Source organism: Gelidibacter salicanalis (assembly GCF_007997285.1).
GTDB lineage: Bacteria > Bacteroidota > Bacteroidia > Flavobacteriales > Flavobacteriaceae > Gelidibacter > Gelidibacter salicanalis.
Window position 1 is genome coordinate 1 of sequence record NZ_VORX01000001.1, and the last position, 15,087, is coordinate 15,087.

Annotated in this window: 17 protein-coding genes; 14 read left to right on the forward strand and 3 right to left on the reverse strand. The window is 35.1% G+C overall.

Annotated elements, in window-relative coordinates; translation table 11 throughout:
• Positions 1 to 641 precede the first annotated feature (641 nt).
• The 4 genes from ES711_RS00005 to ES711_RS00020 all read left to right on the forward strand — a co-directional run bounded on the left by ES711_RS00005 (position 642) and on the right by ES711_RS00020 (position 2,602).
• Positions 642 to 875: a helix-turn-helix domain-containing protein gene (locus ES711_RS00005; protein WP_146888160.1), complete on the forward strand. Its 234-nt coding sequence runs from the start codon at positions 642 to 644 to the stop codon at positions 873 to 875.
• Positions 876 to 1,095: 220 nt separating this feature from the next.
• Entirely contained in the window at positions 1,096 to 1,647 is a 552-nt protein-coding gene (locus ES711_RS00010) for a hypothetical protein (RefSeq protein WP_146888162.1), read from the forward strand.
• Between the two features lie 20 nt (positions 1,648 to 1,667).
• Complete coding sequence (locus ES711_RS00015) at positions 1,668 to 2,144, forward strand: helix-turn-helix domain-containing protein (RefSeq protein WP_146888165.1); 477 nt, start codon at positions 1,668 to 1,670, stop codon at positions 2,142 to 2,144.
• Positions 2,144 to 2,602 carry a hypothetical protein gene (locus ES711_RS00020; RefSeq protein WP_146888168.1) on the forward strand — a complete coding sequence of 153 codons (459 nt, stop codon included), beginning with the start codon at positions 2,144 to 2,146 and terminating at the stop codon, positions 2,600 to 2,602. Before ES711_RS00015 ends, ES711_RS00020 begins: the two co-directional genes overlap by 1 nt.
• A 447-nt stretch (positions 2,603 to 3,049) precedes the next feature.
• On the opposite strand, the gene ES711_RS00025 is transcribed toward ES711_RS00020, so the two are convergent.
• Positions 3,050 to 3,451: a hypothetical protein gene (locus ES711_RS00025; RefSeq protein WP_146888171.1), complete on the reverse strand. Its 402-nt coding sequence runs from the start codon at positions 3,449 to 3,451 to the stop codon at positions 3,050 to 3,052.
• Positions 3,452 to 3,689: 238 nt separating this feature from the next.
• Between ES711_RS00025 and ES711_RS00030 the strand changes: the two genes are divergently transcribed.
• Positions 3,690 to 3,818: a (4Fe-4S)-binding protein gene (locus tag ES711_RS00030; protein ID WP_394344878.1), complete on the forward strand. Its 129-nt coding sequence runs from the start codon at positions 3,690 to 3,692 to the stop codon at positions 3,816 to 3,818.
• 19 nt (positions 3,819 to 3,837) lie between these two features.
• Here the strand turns inward: ES711_RS00030 and ES711_RS00035 are convergent, their stop codons facing one another.
• Positions 3,838 to 4,965 carry an oxygenase MpaB family protein gene (locus ES711_RS00035; RefSeq protein ID WP_146888173.1) on the reverse strand — a complete coding sequence of 376 codons (1,128 nt, stop codon included), beginning with the start codon at positions 4,963 to 4,965 and terminating at the stop codon, positions 3,838 to 3,840.
• Positions 4,966 to 5,465: 500 nt separating this feature from the next.
• Positions 5,466 to 7,583, reverse strand: coding sequence for a sigma 54-interacting transcriptional regulator (locus ES711_RS00040; RefSeq protein ID WP_170245211.1), 2,118 nt, complete (start codon positions 7,581 to 7,583; stop codon positions 5,466 to 5,468).
• A gap of 331 nt (positions 7,584 to 7,914) precedes the next feature.
• Between ES711_RS00040 and ES711_RS00045 the strand changes: the two genes are divergently transcribed.
• The 9 genes from ES711_RS00045 (at position 7,915) to ES711_RS00085 (ending at position 15,041) form a co-directional block, all read left to right on the forward strand.
• The gene (locus ES711_RS00045; protein ID WP_146889839.1) at positions 7,915 to 8,631 is read left to right on the forward strand and encodes a pirin family protein; all 717 of its coding nucleotides are present in this window, start codon (positions 7,915 to 7,917) and stop codon (positions 8,629 to 8,631) included.
• A gap of 68 nt (positions 8,632 to 8,699) precedes the next feature.
• On the forward strand, positions 8,700 to 9,389 hold the full coding sequence (locus ES711_RS00050) for a hydrolase (protein ID WP_146888178.1): 690 nt from the start codon (positions 8,700 to 8,702) through the stop codon (positions 9,387 to 9,389).
• 58 nt (positions 9,390 to 9,447) lie between these two features.
• Positions 9,448 to 11,247, forward strand: coding sequence for an amidohydrolase (locus ES711_RS00055; RefSeq protein ID WP_146888181.1), 1,800 nt, complete (start codon positions 9,448 to 9,450; stop codon positions 11,245 to 11,247).
• A 14-nt stretch (positions 11,248 to 11,261) separates the two neighbouring features.
• Positions 11,262 to 11,690, forward strand: coding sequence for a DoxX family protein (locus ES711_RS00060; protein WP_146888183.1), 429 nt, complete (start codon positions 11,262 to 11,264; stop codon positions 11,688 to 11,690).
• A 94-nt stretch (positions 11,691 to 11,784) separates the two neighbouring features.
• Positions 11,785 to 12,309, forward strand: coding sequence for a YceI family protein (locus tag ES711_RS00065; RefSeq protein WP_146888186.1), 525 nt, complete (start codon positions 11,785 to 11,787; stop codon positions 12,307 to 12,309).
• 87 nt (positions 12,310 to 12,396) lie between these two features.
• The gene (locus ES711_RS00070) at positions 12,397 to 12,813 is read left to right on the forward strand and encodes a DoxX family protein (protein ID WP_146888189.1); all 417 of its coding nucleotides are present in this window, start codon (positions 12,397 to 12,399) and stop codon (positions 12,811 to 12,813) included.
• Between the two features lie 12 nt (positions 12,814 to 12,825).
• Positions 12,826 to 13,275: a DMT family transporter gene (locus tag ES711_RS00075; RefSeq protein WP_146888191.1), complete on the forward strand. Its 450-nt coding sequence runs from the start codon at positions 12,826 to 12,828 to the stop codon at positions 13,273 to 13,275.
• Positions 13,276 to 13,277: 2 nt separating this feature from the next.
• Entirely contained in the window at positions 13,278 to 14,648 is a 1,371-nt protein-coding gene (locus ES711_RS00080; RefSeq protein ID WP_146888194.1) for an alginate export family protein, read from the forward strand.
• Positions 14,649 to 14,723: 75 nt separating this feature from the next.
• Positions 14,724 to 15,041: a GNAT family N-acetyltransferase gene (locus ES711_RS00085; protein ID WP_146888196.1), complete on the forward strand. Its 318-nt coding sequence runs from the start codon at positions 14,724 to 14,726 to the stop codon at positions 15,039 to 15,041.
• Positions 15,042 to 15,087: the final 46 nt, after the last annotated feature.

Genomic DNA, 15,087 nt, shown 5'->3' on the forward strand with positions numbered 1-15,087 from the left:
CGAAATGGTTGATTAAAAATTCAGGAAGAATGAGTTTCAGTAGGTCCAAATAATTTTCCAAAGTCAGGTTTTTTTTGCAAAAATCAAAATTCTATTTCAATTCACACACAACTTTTAGGAATGATCCGTCACTAGTGTTTATAAGGGTTTCAAGAGATTGAGACCCTTTTTTCATTTTTCATATTCACACAATATTCATACTTTTTTAGAATTAGGACGTTCACACAGCTCCTAATATTCCAGCTTTTCAAATTTTCTGTGCGTAACTCTAAAAATATTTCTTTTGTTTAGAACTACATTTACTGCACTTACTACATCTTTTGAGAGCTGGTGAAAGAAAAAAGTATATTATATTCCAGCTTTTCCAACTTCCAGTCCAGCTTCTTTAAAATATTATATGTTTTAGGACTACATTTACTACACTTACTACATCTTTTAGAGAGCTGATGAAAGAAAGAGCATAATATGTAATTATAAAAGGTAATTATGTCTGAATGGCTACTATTAATGCTATAAATAAAGTTTTAAAAAAAACCTTATAGCTAAATGCAATAACATATGCTGCTTTTCATTTTGAATTAATTATATGTTATCGCATATAATTGTGTATTTTTGATTATAATTATACGTAAAAACATATAATGAAAGAACTCGCAGATTTTGTAAAAACACGAAGAAAGCAAGTTAATCTTACTCAACTGGAGTTTGCTGATAGGGCAGGAGTGGCATTAACTGTGATTCGAAAAATAGAACAGAACAAAACAAATTTGAATCTTGATAAGGTAAATCATGTTTTAAAAATGTTTGGGCATAAATTGGTGCCTGTAAGTTTAAAAGATATAAAAGAAGATACAACAACCTATAATTCTATTTGACATTGTTCTTCTTGTAATATTAACTTGAACAGATATTTAAAAAACTGTTTTTGGGTAGGCAATACAGGGTCTTTAAATTAGCATTTTGAATATAGGTAATTGGTTTTAGCCATTAGATCGAAATATGTTAATATCTTGTTGCTTACTTTTTAAATAAAATCTATAGAACTTACTCAAAACAGTTAAATTTGTTTTAAAAATAAACTTACAGGTTGATTTAATGAAAATAATTGATACATTTGCAATAGTAAAAGAGAGTTTATATTCAGTTCAATATGATACTGAAGAGTTAAACGAATTTGCAAAATGTTTTGAATTATGGAACGATCCCATTTATTTAAGAGAGTTTTTCGAACAGCACAAGGAAGATTTAGACAATAAGTTTTGGAATGGCATATCAATTGAACAAGCTATTATAAAAACAAAAGAAGACGCAAGACTTTTCGAAGAAGAAATATTATACATAGCCGAATCCGGAAAAACTGAAAGACTTGAAACATTATCTACATTATTTGAACCCTTATCACAAAGAGTTATCGGCGAGAATCTCGAACGAGACAAAGCCAAAGGAATGAAAAGACCTAGCTGGCTTCGTATTTATGCAATAAGAATAGAAGCCAACTTATTTGTAGTTTGCGGTGGAGCAATTAAACTTACCCCTACAATGAATACAAGAGACCATTTAATTTTGGAATTAGATAAACTGGAATTCACTCGAAATTACCTACAAGAGGAAGATGATGAAAACTTAGAATTCTTTGAGTTAAATTAAAAAAGGACCAATACATACCGATGAGTATTAACAACATAAAAAACAGGCTTAAAGAATCTTCAAAACAAGATAATACTTGGATTGAAAGAGCAAAATATCGAAAAGAAAATAAGGCTTGGCTTGATATTTCTTTTGCTATTGCTGTAAAAATAATGTCTGCACTTAAAGCAAACAAAACTGCTAATATTTTTCCAAAAACTCAAAAGGAGTTAGCGGAAGCAATGATTTGCTCACCACAATATGTGAATAAGCTATTGAAAGGAACTGAAAACCTTCAATTAGAAACTATAACTAAAATTGAACGACTACTAAATATTGGTTTGATAGAAGTGCCTGAATTTCAAACAACAATTCAAGTTCAAATTGAGCAATATAGCAGGTACACTAAACCTGATGAATTGGTAAGTGTTGCGTCCAGTCTTTCAAATTATGATGAATTATTTAGTTCATTTTCTTATGAAAGCGAGCCTGATAACTGTCTTAAATTAGTTGCATAATGACTGAGGAAAAAAATAAAATCGGTTTTGCTTTAAAAAAAATAACTACGGAGCAGTTTGCTATCATTGAATCTTCTTATAAAGAAGGTGATTTAGTAGATTTAAAGGCTGGATTACGATTTGGGATGAATTTTGATAACAGGATAATCTCTGTGATTTTTTCAACAAGTCTCATTCAAGAAAAATCACCGTTTTTAGTTATAGAGGTTGGTTGTCACTTCAATATAACGGCGGAAGCTTGGGATAGTTTCTATAACGAATCTAAAACGGATTTAGTAGTTCCTAAAGGGTTTATTGGTCATTTAGTCATGTTAACTATTGGCACTACAAGAGGTGTTTTGCATAGCAAAACGGAGAACACTCAGTTTAATAGTTTTTTACTTCCAACATTGAATGTTAATGAATTAGTCAAAATCGATGTTGTGTTTAAAGTAGAAGGCATCGAGGAAAAAAGTTGATTTTTAAAAGTCAATCGGTGCTAGAGGATACCTTTAAAGAACGAATAACAATAAAATTTTATATAATTGCAGTATCTTTCAAAGTGGCACGGTTTGACCGAAACACGTGGCACCATCACTCCGAAATAGCCATAAGTTTAAATATTGAAATGGACTTAATTAATACTTTTGAGTATTCCAAGAAAATATTGAGGGATATCAAATTCTTGGCAATTGATAAAAATTATCGGAAAAGAGTAAATTTGAAAGATAATTCAACAAAACGATTACCCAGTTCTATTTTGCTAATTGATGACCTTAAATCCATAAACTTACAGCCGAAAGAAATCAGGAACCTGAATCTCAATGTTTCTTTTGAAGAAGACTTTGAGGAAATATTAGATTCTAATTGGTATTTACAATATAGTAATCTGAATAATTCAATTCGAAAAATTAGGATTAATAAGCTTAATCACAAAACTTCCATCCCTCAGTAGTTTTTCTGAAAGTTAGGGTTCTTATAACCTCTTTTTTATTGTTCTTTTCAAAAATCTCAGTAAAAAACGGAGTTTCGTTGGTTCGTATTAATTTTGCTTTTACATAAGCGATATTTTTATCTGGAATAATATGAACTTCAGTGACGCTGTCAAAAACATATTGAAAGAACTTAAACTTGGCTGTAATCACATCGTCTAATGTGTCACGCTCTATGTTATGTTCTGATGCCTTTGGAGTAAGTTGAATCTGAAAAGCTTCGATCTTCCTTCCCCAACTACCTAGTGTAATGGTAGGCAACGTATCAATGGTTACAAGTCCTCGGTCTCTATAATCAATATATTTATCCATATTGGAATCGTGCCGGGTATTCATATAAGATAAAACTTCCACACGACCATAACTTATATAACCAGTCTTAATAGAGGGTTTGCCTGCTTTTTCTTCGCAACCTCTTATAATTTGTGTTGCTTTTGCTTTAGTGAGTTCTCAAAGTGCACATCGTCGCGGGAAATGCCTGGGGCAATGCTCGGTCTATCGGGGAAATCGAATAGTTTTCAGCTAAACCATATTCCTAAAAGGAGTACCTTATCTGATGCATCCATTCAGGAATATGTGTAAAGACATTACCAAAAGTTACGATCCGAAAGATAGGCCTTGGATACAACCTGAGATTGCCACGACACAGGAATTGCTTAATCAAGTAGCACAATGCCCATCTGGTGCATTGGGTATTAAATGATTAATACCAGAAAATCAGATTAGGTAATACGATTTTTATAGTCATTGAGCACGCTTCTTTGTTTTTCTCGTCCGTCTTTTATCTGGCTTTCATTATTTTTTGTCAATTGGTTTTTTAATTGCAGCGCTTTGGGTATGATATTTTTGAATCGGACCTCTGGTATTTCTAAGTTCTTCCTAATCGTGCTATCTATTAAATGATTGGATATACTTGTATGGATGTATTCCATATTTCGTTTGATGATGTCTAATTTGAAAATACTTATAGGCGTGTTTTCATGTAATAGAGAAGCTGTGAGTTTAAGGGCGTCCTGATCGGGCTGCGCCTGATACCTTGTCCAAAAGTGGAAAAAATTGAGAGCTTCCGCTTTATCGTTGGGAATAGTTTCTGCAGGTACACCCAAAAGATAGGTTACATATTTCCAAAGGTGAAAAATACCTGATTCTTCTTTTTCAGAAAACTTAAAATTCAATTTTTGTAGTCCGAATAAATAATAGACAGTGAAAGCGATGTTGGTCGCCACCATATCAGCATGATTAATAGGAACGCCATAGGTCCCAACATTCCAATCAGGATGTTTATTCTGAATCATCAATCGTGACGCCGAATGCACCAATCGTGTTCTTAAACAACCATTTAACCGCAGCTCTCCGGATTTTGCATGACTTCTGCTTACATCAACCCAGAAATTAAGTGTATTATAAAGGCGATAAGCGGCACCTTTTTCCAAGGAGCCAGTGGCTACTAAAGGTTTGGTTAGGTTTGCAAAATTATAACCCCCCAATAAGGCGAAATTCCGTAAGACCAATAACCTGGTTAATCCGCTCCTTTCTGAAAGTTGGCATCCCTCAAGTATTAAATCGAGATCTAGCCACTCTGGAACTACTTGTAAATTTTTCTTGAATTCGATATAATCTTCTGGCATTCCCTTCTCATCACTATTGGAATGTAATGACTTCATAATGGTTTTAAAATCGCCTTTTCTCATCCATTGCTCTGTGAGTTTGTCAACCTCGCTGTCGTATTCTTCAAATAAGTTGACGTTGTAATTAGAAACCAATTCACTTTCATGAAGGTTGGCCCATTCAAGAAAATCGTGGCCATTTCCATCGCTCCAAAACGTTATGTTGTTTTTATTTTCGATCATAGTATGTATCCGTAGCTGTAATAATTTTTTAATTCAACGGGATTATCAAGTAAATTGTAAATTCTATTTCATTGTTGTCCGATAAAGAATCAAGACCGCTGCGCTGTTAGAACAAAGAATTAAGACTTGTTTGCAACTAACTGACAAACAACGATCATTTAAATTAAAATCGCACATTCCCTCCCGGTAGGAACATTTTCTAAAATGCAAGGTCTAATTTCGGAAATCTTCTAATGTCCCTTGCTTTAAATGAGTTTGTTAATTTATTATTTATTTTTATCGGACACTAATGATTCTATTTTTGTCATACGAGTAATAACTCTGCGAATATCGACGAAATCAGCGGGAAACAAAACCATGAGCATGTGAAAAGGTATCCCGCAGATCACGATGATAATCGCCGAATGAAAGCAATGATTTGTTATTAGTGCCTACATATAAAAGTTAAGATAATCTCACAATTAAAAGCTTTATGATGTTTTGCGGTCAATCAAATCAGGTTAACTCTTAAAAACAGTTTCCTTTTCAATACCCAATTTTTTCATCTTGGCGAATAATGTTTTTGCATTCATATCCAAAATACCGGCTGCACCATTAATGCCACTCACTTTACCTTTGGTACGCTTTAAGACATCTACAATATGCTCCTTTTGTACTTCTTCAAAAGTTAACAGTTTTGCAGACTTACTATTTTTGGATTTTGTAGGTATCCAACTGCCGGGAAATAATGTTGTTCCATTTTCAATAATAACCGCCCTTTCGATAAGATTTTCCAATTCTCTATTGTTTCCTGGGAAATCATAATCCATCAATTGTTCAATAGTTTGTTTGGAAAGACGCTTGAATGGCTTCCCTGCCCGTGTGGCATACTTTTCTAAAAAATATTGTGCCAGAGGCGGAATATCCTCTTTTCTTTCCCTTAAAGGAATGCTATGAATAGGAAATACATTGAGGCGGTAGAATAAATCTTCCCTAAATGTACCTTCCGCTACCATGTCCTCCAATTTTCTATTTGTAGCAGCCACGATTCGAACATCGACCTTAATAGTTTTTGTGCCGCCCAATTCATCAAATTCGCCTTCTTGGATAACGCGCAATAATTTTGATTGAAGTTCAATTGGCATTTCGCCTATTTCATCTAAAAATATGGTGCCGCCATCTGCCATTGAAAATTTCCCGACTTTATCTGCTACTGCTCCAGTAAATGCACCTTTTTTATGTCCGAACAGTTCGCTTTCTATGAGCTCTTTAGGCAATGTAGCGCTGTTTATCTTTATAAGAGCCCTATCTTTTCTTGAACTGTTATTATGGATGGCGTGAGCCAGTAATTCCTTTCCTGTTCCCGACTCGCCTGTTATTAAAACCGTGGTAGATGTGGGTGCCACTTGCTCTACTTGCTTAAGAACTTTTGCATAGGACTCACTTATGGAAATGATATTATCCTTATTGAAATTCACATTTATTTCTTCCTGTAAATATTCATTTTCTATTTCTAGCCTATCTTTTAACGCTTTAATTTCATCCATCGCTTGAAACAATTTCAGGTCACGTTCTTTTCTATTTGTTATATCTCGAACAACAGCACAATTAATATCCTGACCTTCGTAATCTATATAATTAGCCACGATATCAGCAGGGAATTTTGTCCCTCCCTTTTTTTTAACGAGCCATTCTAATTGTATTGAACCTTTTAGTTTGATTTGAGCAAAATGGGTTTCCCACCAATCCTTTGTAACTCCTGGGTCTAGATCAAAAATAGTGAAACCTTGCAGCTCTTTTTTAGAATATTCCAATGTGTCTGAAACCGAATTACTGAATTCCAGCAATTTTCCATCTCTATTATATATAAAAATTAAATCTTGAGCGTTATCAATGATATCCTTAAAAAATTTGAGCCTAATTTCTTTTTTGTTTTGTTCTGTAATATCCTGGTAAACGCCAACAATTTTAAAAATTTTGTCGCCTTTTAAAACGGGCTTTACGATCGTTCTTATATATCTGCTTGGAGTTTCTTTTGTTTCAAATACGTGGTCTATAGGGATAGCGTTTTTGATGGTTTTAACAATGCTATTTCTAAATAGCTCCTCATCTTTAAAAAAATGGACAATTTTGCTTGGATGAAAATCTTCATTATTTTCTTTATTGAAAATGCATAATGCTTCTTTTGTGACCAATATGGAGCCGTCTTGAAGATTCAGCTTCCAGCCGCCTACTTTTGCTATAGTTTCAACATTGTCAATCAGGTTTTTATAAAAACTGGATGATGAAATATCATTCATAATACCACAGATCATTTCTTTTCTGCCATTTGAGAAAAACTGCGCAAAAACTTCTACTTCATAAAATTTGCCAGACTTGTTTCGGTGTATGGCTTTAAAGTTCTCAATCTTGTTTTTTTTAACATTTTCCCAATGAGTTTTCCAGCTTTGGAGAGTGACTGTAGTATTGATATCGAAAATGGTAAGTTTTGTGAGCTCTTGTTGTGAATATTGAAGGCGTTCACACAGGATTTTATTTCCGTAAATAATACCCCCAGTTTCATCCGCCCAAAATATTTCATAGGGCAATGCATCCACTAACCACTCTTTTGCCAATACAATCTCCGTTACTTCCGTCATATAAGTCATTATCTAGAAGCTAAAATTAAGTAAATATTTCTCAAATAACAGACATTTCTTAAGAAATAGAATGACAAAAATAGTCAAATATAATACATTTAACTGATATTAAGGTGTTTAGTGGTTTGGCATAAGATTGGCTCATTACTAATTGAAATTAAATATAAAAAGGATGAAACGTAAGGACTTCTTAAAAACTTCAGTAGTAGGTAGTATGGCAACTCTTTTTGGAGTTTCCGCTCTTGCTAAATTGAAAAAAGAAAACCCAAACAATTCATTAATTAATAACAATGTAGGGTATAATCATTTACCCAATAAAGAAATTAAAACTATGAACACAATAATTCACAGAGCAGACACAAGAGGAGATGCTAATCATGGCTGGCTCCATTCAAAACACACTTTCAGTTTTGCAAATTACCACAATCCAGAGCGAATGAACTTTGGAGTATTAAGAGTATTAAATGACGATACCGTTTCGGAAAGCAGAGGTTTTGGCACACACCCGCATCAAGATATGGAGATTGTTTCCATCCCATTGGAAGGCGATTTAAAGCATGAAGATAATATGGGTAACAAAACTATTATTAGAGAAGGTGACATTCAAGTCATGAGCGCAGGAACTGGCGTGATGCATTCAGAATACAATAATAACCCAGACAAGCCAGTAAAGTTTTTACAGATCTGGATTATTCCAAACAAACGAAATGTTGAGCCACGTTACGACCAAATTTCACTTAAGGATATTGCAAAAGAGAACGAATTCTATCAAGTACTTTCTCCAAACAAGGATGACCAAGGTGTTTGGGCTCATCAAGATGCCTGGTTCAATATCGGCAAATTTACCAAAGGAAATTCTGATGAGTACAAAATCAACAAAAAAGGGAATGGTGTCTATGCCTTTATCCTTGAAGGCGAAGTTGAGCTTAACGGTGAAAAACTATCTAAAAGAGATGGAATGGGTGTTTGGGATACAGACAGCTTTACCATAAAAGCAACGGAAGATGCTCGTGTGCTTTTAATGGAAGTACCAATGAACATTAATTAAATCAAGTAAATCAATAATTATTAACCGTCACTAAAGACAGAAAACAAACATTAAAAACAATTAAAGAAATGAAAACAATTAAATTAACATTCGTATTATTTTTAGCAATCACGTTAAACGCTTTTGCTCAAAAACCGAGTCCAGAGTTGTTAAACCCAACCAATCACTCTTTATTATTAATTGATCACGAAGGTCAAATGGCTTTTGCCGTAAATGGTATTGATCCAATCCAGTTACGTAACAATGTAGGTTTGGTAGCAGGAACATCAAAAATATTTAATGTTCCCACAGTAGTTACTACGGTTGCAGCAGAATCTTTCGCGGGACCTGTATTTCCAGAAATCAGTGAGTTTTATCCAAATGAAAGTGATTATGTTGATAGAACAACGATGAATACTTGGGAAGATGTAAACGCCTACAAAGCGATTACAGGAAAAAACAAGAAAAAAATTGTTATGGCAGGACTTTGGACGAGCGTTTGTATTGTTGGCCCTGCAATGTCGGCAATTAATGATGGTTACGAAGTATATATCATTACAGATGCGTCTGGCGATGTTTCTCAAGAAGCTCACGAAATGGCAGTTCAAAGAATGATTCAAGCTGGAGCAAAGCCTATTACATCTATGCAATACTTATTAGAATTGCAACGTGATTGGGCAAGAAGCGAAACTTACGAAGCTGTAAACCAATTAGCAATGCGTTTTGGTGGTGGATATGGTCTTGGACTACAATATGCCAGAAAAATGTTGAAGCACTAATATATAATCAGTAAGCTCTTCACTTGCTTTTAAGTGAAGAGCTTTTAAAACTTAAAAAATGAAACAATTAATAGTATTATTACTTTTTGCTGTATCACTTGTTTCTTGTAAAACAGTACAAAACTCAAGTGCAGAAGCAGCAGACCTAATCGTAACCAATGCAAAGGTTGCAGTTATGGACAACAACCGAACAACTACTGAAGCCATAGCAGTAAAAGATGGCAAAATATTAAAGACAGGTACTACAGCGGAAATTTTAAAATTGAAATCTGATGGTACTAAAGTCATAGATGCCAAAGGAAGAACATTAATCCCTGGATTGAATGACTCACATTTACATCTTACAAGAGGTGGACGTTTCTACAATGCCGAACTGCGTTGGGATGGCGTAAAAACCTTAAAGCGTGCTTTAGAAATGTTGAAAGAACAAGCAGAACGCACCCCTGATGGACAATGGGTAAGAGTAATTGGTGGATGGAGTCCATATCAGTTTGAAGAAAACAGATTCCCTACCCCAGAAGAAATCAATGAAGCTACTGGAGATGTTCCGGCATTCGTATTGTACCTATATAGTAGAGGTTGGTTAAATAAAGCCGGTCTTAAAGCGATGGATATTGATGAAAACACCGAAGCTCCAGAAGGCAGTAAATTTGAAAAAGGACCTGATGGAAAATTAACAGGTGTATTATTGGCAGAGCCTAATCCAGGGATTTTGTATGCAAGAATTGGTGGATTACCGCCTTTGAGCGAACAAGAAATGGTTAACGGTTCAAAGCAATTTTATAGAGAATTGAACAGTTTTGGAATTACCAGTGGTATTGATGCTGGTGGTGGTGGCCATAAATTCCCAAAAGATTATACAGGAACTAAAGCCATTGCAGAAAAAGGCGAAATGCCAATTAGATTATCTTACTACTTATTTCCACAGAATAAAGGTGAAGAATATGCTGAATTTCAAGAGTGGATGGCGAATAATAAAATCGGTCAGAATGGCGAAATCCATTTAGACCACGGTTATGAGTTAGAAGGTGGTGGCGAATTTTTAGCTTGGAGTGTTGGGGATTTTGAAAATTTCTTGGCACCACAACCGATGCTTGAAGACAGACCAACCTGGCGTGAAGATTTAAAGAAGATTTTAAAACTGCATTCTGATAATGGATGGCCTTTTAGAATCCATGCCACCTATGGCGAAACTATTGCCCACATTCTTGATGTTATTGAAGAGGTAAACAAAGAAACCAATGGCAAATTAACTTCCAACAGATGGTTAATTGACCACGCCGAAACCATAAAGGATGTCGAGTTAAAGCGTATTAAAGCTTTAAATGGTGGAATTGCGATTCAAGCAAGAATGGCTTATGCAGGAGAGTATTTTGTTGAGCGTTACGGAGCTGAAAAAGCGAAACAAGCACCACCTGTTAAGAAAATGATGGATGCAGGAATACCTGTAGGCGCAGGAACCGATGGTACGCGTGTAGCGAGCTATAATCCTTGGCCAGCATTATATTGGTTAGTATCAGGTAAAACTGTGGGAGGTTTGCAATTGGCAGAAGCTTCAAATAAATTAACACGGGAAGAAGCTCTTTATTTATATACCAAAGGAAGTGCTTGGATGTCTAAAGAAGAAGATGTGAAAGGAACTTTAGAAAACGGAATGTATGCCGACTTCACCATTCTTTCTGATGATTATTTTAGCGTTCCGGAAGAGCAAATCAAATCTTTGGAAGCGGTACTTACCGTAGTGAATGGGAAAGTGGTTTTTGGTAGCAAAGAATATCAAAAAATGAATCCACCGTTGCCGACAATCATTCCAGAATGGTCGCCAGTAAAATATTATGGCGGTTATCAACGACAATAGCTAAATTTAAAAAAATGAATACAACAGTAAAAAACATCCTCAATCCAGGCGCATATTCAAACCCTATTAACATTGTGCTTTTAATATTACGTCTGTCAGTAGGGGTGCTTATGTTAACTCACGGCTGGGGCAAGTTTGTAACATTGTTCGGTGCAGCACCAATTCAGTTTGCAGATCCTCTTGGGGTGGGCGCAGCAGCATCGCTTTCACTAACTGTTTTTGCTGAAGTCTTATGTTCTATTCTTTTAATAATAGGATTGGGGTCTCGTTTAGCAACCATACCCCTTATTATTACAATGTTTGTTGCAATATTTATAATTCATGAAAGCGATGGTTTCGGAAGACAAGAGTTACCACTTCTTTATGCTACAATTTACATTGCGATTGCATTATTGGGCGCCGGTAAATATTCAGTAGATTATTTAATAACGAAAAAAAAATAAAAATCAATTAGTAATAAAATTGACTTTTTTTGGCTGATTATTTTGATGCCAAAGAATAATAATAACAAATATTAATTTTTAAAAACAAATAAAAATGGAAACAGCAACAAAAGCAAAATGGAACGTAGATGCATCGCATTCTGAAGTAGGTTTCAAAGTAAAGCATATGATGATATCAACCGTAAAAGGAGCATTTGAAAAATTTGATGCTTCCGCAGAAACAGAAAGCGATGATTTCAAAAACGCAAAATTCAATTTCTCTGCGAAAGTAGATTCTATCAACACAAAAAATGAAGATAGAGACACACACTTAAAGTCAGAAGATTTTTTCAATGCTGAAAAATATCCGGAATTGACTTTTAAATCAACATCATTCGATGGCAACAAAATTGTAGGCGATTTAACAATAAAAGATGTAACAAAGGAAGTTACCTTAAATACAGATTTCAATGGTGTAGCAGTTGACCCTTACGGACAAACCAAAGCTGGTTTTGAAATTACAGGTAAAATCAACCGAAAAGATTTTGGACTTACTTGGAATGCAGTAACCGAAGCGGGAAGTATCGTAGTAAGCGATACCATTCAATTTGCAATCGACCTTCAGTTTATTAAGCAATAATCCAACATTCAGGATAGAATTAATTGGGGTTGGTTGTGTTATACACCAATCCCTTTTTTCATATAAGTCTGAAAGAATATTAATGTTATGAAAGCACTTCTAAATAAAATACTGATTGCTGAACCAAATAAAGATTTAGGCTTATTGGTTTTTCGAATACTTGCGGCTGTTGCGCTAATGAAGGCTCACGGGCTACCAAAACTTTTGAATATACAAGAAGCAGTTACACACATTCCTGACCCATTAGGTCTTGGCGGTACATTTTCAACCTATTACGCCATTTTTGCCAACGTGTTTTGCGCAATATTAGTGGCTCTTGGTTTTTTTACAAGATTTGCAGCCCTTGCTATTATATCCATTACTTTAACAGGTCTTGTAGTAGTTCACTTACACGATGCGGCAGATGTTCAGGACACCCCTATTATATATTCAATCGTATTTGGTTTTATCGCTTATATGGGTGCCGGAAAATACTCTTTGGATAACAGAATTTTTAAAAATTAATTTGAATGCAGTATGAAATCACAACTGGTCTATATAATTTTTGCGATTGTCGCAGGAGCCGTATTGCCGCTTCAGGCGGGGCTTAATGTACAACTTGGTAAATCTGTAAGCCAGCCTGTATTTGCGGCTTTTGCATCCTTTTTGGTAGGGTCACTCGGTCTACTTATCTATTTATTTATTATAAAATTTGATTTCTCCTTGTTCTCTAATGTCAAATCGGTTTCCCCAATCGTTTGGATTGCAGGCTTATTAGGTGCGTTTTATGTAGCAGCCGTAATTGTATTAGCGCCAAAACTTGGTACGGCATTAACATTTTCTTTGGTGGTTGCAGGACAAATGGTAATTTCATTAGTATTGGATCATTATGGCCTGTTAGGGCTTCCAGTAAAGACAATAAACTGGCAACGGTTTTTAGGAATTGCATTTCTAATTGCCGGCGTATTGTTAATTCGTAAATTTTGAGAATGATGAAAATAGCCACAACCATACTATGTCTTATTTGTTTATTCTTAATGCCTCAAGTCGCTTTGGCTCAAAATACAAAACAGTCAAAATCCAATGTTCTGGGTTTTCAATGGCTGCGCCAAAACGATAGTATTGTTATTGACGAACCTCAAGATTTCTATCAAGAAATCAAATCAATAGCATTAGGAAACACTACAACTTTGAGCTTTGGCGGAAGCTACCGTTTTCAAATTGAAGCTTATATCAATGAGCAATTTGATAAAAATCAAGACCAAAATGATTATTGGTTTCTGCATCGTGGTATGATTCACGCACACTTAAAAATGGGTTCAAAATTTGAGATCTTTGGCGAATTAAATTCCAGTTTAGTATCGAGTAAAGAGGCAATTGCGCCAGTAGATAAAGATGAGTTAAATGTTAATCAGCTATTTGCGCGATACCAGTTTAACGACAATTTCAACATGCTCGTAGGTCGCCAAAATATGCGCTTGGGCACAGGACGTTTAATAGACGTTCGCGAAGGCCCAAATGTGCGCCTATCTTTCGATATGGCCCAGCTGCAATACACAAATCAGAATACCAAAATAACCGGTTTTTACGCCATTCCGGTGCAACAGCAATTCGGTATTTTTGATAATGACGCATTCCAAACTGATGAAACACATTCAGCACTCTACTGGACACAAAACTGGACCGAGAAAACCAATACAGATTTTTATATTTTTTATAAGGAAGAGACTGATAAATCTTGGAATGAGGTTACAGCAAATGATTATAGAACATCCTTTGGATTAAGACATTTTGGTACGTGGCAAGGCCTAAATTACAACAATGAATTTGTTTATCAATTAGGGAAATTCGGAAGTGAAACTATTTCCGCTTGGACGGCTTCCCTTATTATTGAAAAAGAATTCGATGCGGCAACTCCATTTACAATTGGCGCAAAAACGGAAGCTATTAGTGGCGATAAAACCAGCGATGATAACACCTTGAATTCTTTCGACGCACTTTATCCAAGGGGTGCCTATTTTGGGCGTGTGGCTCGTTTTGGCCCATCCAACTTGATAGATGTGCATCCTTACATCAAAAGCAAAATTGGAAAGATTGATATAGAGTTTGATTATGTGGCCTTCTGGCGTTTTTCTACGAACGATGGTGTATACAATCCAGCCCTGATCATAAACTATCCACCAGAAAATGATGAACGGTTTATCGGGAACCAGATCGGTGCAATCACAGGATATCAACTCAATAATTTTATTAGTTTTGAATTAGAATCCAACGTTATTTTTCCAGGTGCTTTTTTACAACAGAGCAGTCAAGGAGATACCTTGTACCATTTTGTATTTACAACAGAAATAAAATTTTAGCTTAAATAGCTGTAAATTAGAAATCGCTAACCGATTTAAAAACTTGTCATAACGTAACTAAAAAAAATTTAAGATATGAAAACAGAATATTTTGACATCCCATTAGTTAAAAACGAAGACAAAAAACGTTTTGAAATAGAAATTGACGGACACTTTGCTTTTATAGACTATAAAGAATTTGGCAGCCAAATAGCATTAGTACATACCGAAACCGACCCAGAATTAGCTGGAAAAGGTGCTGCAGCTGCAGTAGTGGAGAAAACATTGCATTATCTTGATGATAAGAAAATTGTATTGCTCCCTTTTTGTCCTTACGTTTTTGCGTACATAAAAAGACATCCGGAATGGAAACGAATCGTGAGCCCGAAGTTTAATGGATATGAAGAGCTTTAAGTACAGCTTTTGCACAGAAAAGCACGCTTAATGAATACCAGAGAAG

Bases quoted from the DNA above. Each gene is read 5' to 3' on its own strand.
- ES711_RS00030 (WP_394344878.1), top strand. From the start codon at position 3,690: ATGTGTAAAGACATTACCAAAAGTTACGATCCGAAAGATAGGCCTTGG.
- ES711_RS00040 (WP_170245211.1), bottom strand. From the start codon at position 7,583: ATGACGGAAGTAACGGAGATTGTATTGGCAAAAGAGTGGTTAGTGGAT.
- ES711_RS00045 (WP_146889839.1), top strand. From the start codon at position 7,915: ATGAACACAATAATTCACAGAGCAGACACAAGAGGAGATGCTAATCAT.
- ES711_RS00010 (WP_146888162.1), top strand. From the start codon at position 1,096: ATGAAAATAATTGATACATTTGCAATAGTAAAAGAGAGTTTATATTCA.
- ES711_RS00035 (WP_146888173.1), bottom strand. From the start codon at position 4,965: ATGATCGAAAATAAAAACAACATAACGTTTTGGAGCGATGGAAATGGC.
- ES711_RS00070 (WP_146888189.1), top strand. From the start codon at position 12,397: ATGAAAGCACTTCTAAATAAAATACTGATTGCTGAACCAAATAAAGAT.
- ES711_RS00050 (WP_146888178.1), top strand. From the start codon at position 8,700: ATGAAAACAATTAAATTAACATTCGTATTATTTTTAGCAATCACGTTA.
- ES711_RS00060 (WP_146888183.1), top strand. From the start codon at position 11,262: ATGAATACAACAGTAAAAAACATCCTCAATCCAGGCGCATATTCAAAC.
- ES711_RS00055 (WP_146888181.1), top strand. From the start codon at position 9,448: ATGAAACAATTAATAGTATTATTACTTTTTGCTGTATCACTTGTTTCT.
- ES711_RS00015 (WP_146888165.1), top strand. From the start codon at position 1,668: ATGAGTATTAACAACATAAAAAACAGGCTTAAAGAATCTTCAAAACAA.
- ES711_RS00020 (WP_146888168.1), top strand. From the start codon at position 2,144: ATGACTGAGGAAAAAAATAAAATCGGTTTTGCTTTAAAAAAAATAACT.
- ES711_RS00085 (WP_146888196.1), top strand. From the start codon at position 14,724: ATGAAAACAGAATATTTTGACATCCCATTAGTTAAAAACGAAGACAAA.
- ES711_RS00080 (WP_146888194.1), top strand. From the start codon at position 13,278: ATGATGAAAATAGCCACAACCATACTATGTCTTATTTGTTTATTCTTA.
- ES711_RS00065 (WP_146888186.1), top strand. From the start codon at position 11,785: ATGGAAACAGCAACAAAAGCAAAATGGAACGTAGATGCATCGCATTCT.
- ES711_RS00075 (WP_146888191.1), top strand. From the start codon at position 12,826: ATGAAATCACAACTGGTCTATATAATTTTTGCGATTGTCGCAGGAGCC.
- ES711_RS00025 (WP_146888171.1), bottom strand. From the start codon at position 3,451: ATGAATACCCGGCACGATTCCAATATGGATAAATATATTGATTATAGA.
- ES711_RS00005 (WP_146888160.1), top strand. From the start codon at position 642: ATGAAAGAACTCGCAGATTTTGTAAAAACACGAAGAAAGCAAGTTAAT.